The organism is Brevundimonas sp. CURTG3B2_SDJG, assembly GCF_057364705.1.
In genome coordinates, this window is sequence record NZ_JBNFOJ010000324.1 from 1 (window position 1) to 3,024 (window position 3,024).

Annotated in this window: 4 protein-coding genes and 1 pseudogene; 3 read left to right on the forward strand and 2 right to left on the reverse strand. The window is 71.2% G+C overall.

The window, feature by feature from the left end; all coding sequences use genetic code 11:
* Positions 1-97: 97 nt before the first annotated feature.
* Together AC2W7C_RS15940 and AC2W7C_RS15945 are read left to right on the forward strand one after the other, a co-directional pair.
* Complete coding sequence (locus AC2W7C_RS15940) at positions 98-442, forward strand: hypothetical protein (RefSeq protein ID WP_486002277.1); 345 nt, start codon at positions 98-100, stop codon at positions 440-442.
* Complete coding sequence (locus AC2W7C_RS15945; protein ID WP_486002278.1) at positions 442-564, forward strand: hypothetical protein; 123 nt, start codon at positions 442-444, stop codon at positions 562-564. Before AC2W7C_RS15940 ends, AC2W7C_RS15945 begins: the two co-directional genes overlap by 1 nt.
* Positions 565-630: 66 nt before the next feature.
* Here the strand turns inward: AC2W7C_RS15945 and AC2W7C_RS15950 are convergent, their stop codons facing one another.
* On the reverse strand, positions 631-894 hold the full coding sequence (locus AC2W7C_RS15950; protein ID WP_486002279.1) for a hypothetical protein: 264 nt from the start codon (positions 892-894) through the stop codon (positions 631-633).
* A 198-nt stretch (positions 895-1,092) separates the two neighbouring features.
* Here AC2W7C_RS15950 and AC2W7C_RS15955 point away from each other — a divergent pair, with 198 nt between their 5' ends.
* Complete coding sequence (locus AC2W7C_RS15955; RefSeq protein ID WP_486002280.1) at positions 1,093-2,832, forward strand: ATP-binding protein; 1,740 nt, start codon at positions 1,093-1,095, stop codon at positions 2,830-2,832.
* An 8-nt stretch (positions 2,833-2,840) separates the two neighbouring features.
* Here the strand turns inward: AC2W7C_RS15955 and AC2W7C_RS15960 are convergent.
* A pseudogene (locus AC2W7C_RS15960) lies at positions 2,841-3,024 on the reverse strand (hypothetical protein); the annotation flags it as partial.

Consider the following 3,024-nt stretch of genomic DNA (forward strand, 5'->3'; position numbering starts at 1 on the left):
GTGCCGGTGCGCCAGGGCGAAGGGGACGCGCCGACCCTGACGCCCGCCCGCCTGCTGGACGAGGCGGCGGCCCTTTTCGACCGGGGACCAGCCGCTGATGGACGCCATCAACCGCCTGCGCGAGCCGATGCTGCGCGGCGTCCGCTCCTCGCCGTTCGGGGCCGGGCCGGTGTTCACCGTCAAACAGCTCCAGGCCCGCGAGAATTGGGCCTTCGAAGTGGACGCCCGGGGCGGAGAGGTGCTGCGCGTGGCGGCCATCGGCGACGGAGACACCGACATCGATCTGACCATCCGCGACCCCCGCGGCGCCGTCGTGTGCCGCGACGGGTTCGGCGACCACTATCCTGTCTGCACCGTCTCGCCGCGGGCGGGGGGCAAGATGCGCGTCGACATCGTCAACCGCGGCGACGTCTGGACCAGCATCCAGGTGTTGAGCAACTGATGCGGCGCGGCGTGGGACGGATGCTGGCCGCGACCCTGTCGGCCCTCGGCCTGCTCGGCCTGGCCTCGGCGGCGCCCGCCACGCCCGAGAAGGAACAGGACCGGCCTGACGTCAAACTCTAACCTTGGTCAGCGGGCGAACGGGCCCTTCGCTCAAGGCGGGCTTCCCCGCCGATTCGGACGGCCGCCCTAGTAGAACAGGGTCTCGCTCTCGGGCTGGACGGACTCTTCGGACGTCCGCTTCTCGGCCGGCAGGGTGGTCGAATCGGTCGGCGGGGCCGGCGTCTGGGGCGCGGTCGCGTCGGTCTGCGCGCCGGCGTCCTCGGCGGCGGGCGCGACGGGCGTCTCGACCGGAACCTCCGTCAGGTCTTCGTCCTCGGCCGGGCGCGGGTCGTCGCACGCGGCGACCGCGAAGGCGCCGGTCAAGGCCACAAGGGCGATAAGGCGTTTCATTTGGGCGTCTCCCCCGGAACAGGCTGTCAAACGCGTGGCGGTTTCTCTCGTTCCCATAGTGGCTTTTGCCGCGCCGCGCACCCCTGGACACTGGAATCCAGTGGTTTTCCGAGACCCCTGGCGGCTGCGGAATCCCTGGCGGAAGGCAACACATCCTTTTCCATTTCGCGGCATGCTTGTGGGCGGGGAGGCGTTGCGATGACGGTCACGGCCTACGCCATGGTGTCGCGCGTGCGATACCGTGAACTGAAGACGCGGATCGCCCTGGCGGGCTTCATCGGCGCCACCGCCTGGCTGATCGCGCCGTCGGCCTGGCCGTTGTGGTGGTTCGCCGCCGTGCTCGCCACCCAGGCCCTGGACTGGGTCGTCTTCCGCCGCTTCCGCCAGCGTCCGAGCTGGACGCCGGACCGGAAGTATCTGGTGCTGTCGTGCGCCACGACCGCGCTCGGCGTGGCGGTCTACTCGGCCGTCGCCGCCTATCTGTGGTTCTCGGGCGGCGAGGTGGGGCGGGTGTTCGCCATGGTCCAGGTGGCCGGCGGCCTGCTGCACGTCAGCCTGCACATGCACCACGCCCGCCCGATCCTGATCTCGGCGGTCGCTCCCCACGGAACCTATTTCCTGAGCCTGCCCCTGGTCAGCGCCATCCTCAGCGGCCGCTGGCAGGACCTGCTGATCGCCCTGGGGTGCCTGCTGTACATGAGCCACCTGGTGGTGGCCGTCCGTCAGAGTTCGACGACCACGGAGGTCCTGCGCACCGCCAACCAGGCGGCCCTGGACGCGCGGCGCAAGGCCGAGGTGGCCAGCGCGGCCAAGTCCGACTTCCTGGCCGTCATCAGCCACGAGATCCGCACGCCCATGAACGCGGTCATCTCGGCGGCGAATCTTCTGCGCCGCACGCGGCTGGACAGCGAGCAGCGCGAGCACGTCTCGATGCTGATCGACGCCGGCGACGTGCTGATGGGCCTGCTCAACGACGTGCTGGACGTGTCCAAGATCGAGGCCGGCAAGATGGAGCTGGAGGTCGCGGACATGGACGTCCGCGCCCGCCTCACGGCCCTGCGCCGCCTGTGGGAGCCGCGGGCCATGGCCAACGGCGTGCGCCTGAGGGTCATGGTCGCGCCCGAGGTCCCGGACGCGGTCCGCACCGATCCGCTGCGGTTCCAGCAAATCCTGTTCAACCTGCTCTCCAACGCCGTCAAGTTCACCCCCTCGGGCGAGATCGCCGTCTCGGCCGGCTGGGACGGCGCCCGGATGACGGTCGCGGTGACCGACAGCGGCTGTGGGATTCCCGCCGACCGCCTGGCCTATGTGTTCAACAGCTTCGAACAGGCCGACGCCGGCACCACGCGCCGCTACGGCGGCACGGGGCTGGGGCTCTCCATCAGCCGCAAGCTGGCCCGGCTGATGGGTGGGGACCTGTCCGTCGCCAGCGCGGAGGGCGAGGGCTCCACCTTCACCCTGACCCTGCCGCTTCAGGTCGCGGTCCAGGCGCCGGTCGAGCCCGAGCGCGCGGCCGCCGACATCGGGTCGCTGCACGGCCGTTCGATCCTGGCCGCCGACGACCACGAGGTGAACCGCCGGATCCTCAAGCTGCTGCTGGAGCCGCACGGCTGCCGCCTGACCCTGGTGGAGAACGGAGCCGAGGCGCTGGAGGCGGCGTCGGTCGAACGGTTCGACGCCGTCCTGATGGACATGCAGATGCCGGTGATGGACGGGCTGGAGGCCTCGCGCCGCCTGCGCCTGGGCCGCCTGAACGGAGGCACGCCGATCATCGCCCTGACCGCCAACGCCCTGGACGTGCACAAGGCGGCCTGGGACCAGGTCGGCGTCCACGCCTTCCTGACCAAGCCCATCGACCCGACCCTGCTCGCCGCCACCCTGGCCGAGGCCTGCGCCGCCGACCGCGACGAGGTGGAGAGGGAAGCCGCGGTGGCCTGATCCATCCGTTACCGCTGACTGCCTCCGCGCGGCCGAAACCAGTGGGGCGCGGCCGGCGGGGCGCAGTTCCGCTGCATGCCCATGCCCTTCAGGAAGGCCCGCCGCATGCGGCCCGCCTGGATCGCGGCCTGGACGTGCCGGCTGTGCTGCTCGGCCCGGTCAGGCGACGAACCACCGCGCGCGGGGATGAAG

Excerpts from the sequence above, each read along its gene's own strand:
- AC2W7C_RS15955 (WP_486002280.1), top strand. The coding sequence starts at position 1,093 with ATGACGGTCACGGCCTACGCCATGGTGTCGCGCGTGCGATACCGTGAA.
- AC2W7C_RS15950 (WP_486002279.1), bottom strand. The coding sequence starts at position 894 with ATGAAACGCCTTATCGCCCTTGTGGCCTTGACCGGCGCCTTCGCGGTC.
- AC2W7C_RS15940 (WP_486002277.1), top strand. The coding sequence starts at position 98 with ATGGACGCCATCAACCGCCTGCGCGAGCCGATGCTGCGCGGCGTCCGC.
- AC2W7C_RS15945 (WP_486002278.1), top strand. The coding sequence starts at position 442 with ATGCGGCGCGGCGTGGGACGGATGCTGGCCGCGACCCTGTCGGCCCTC.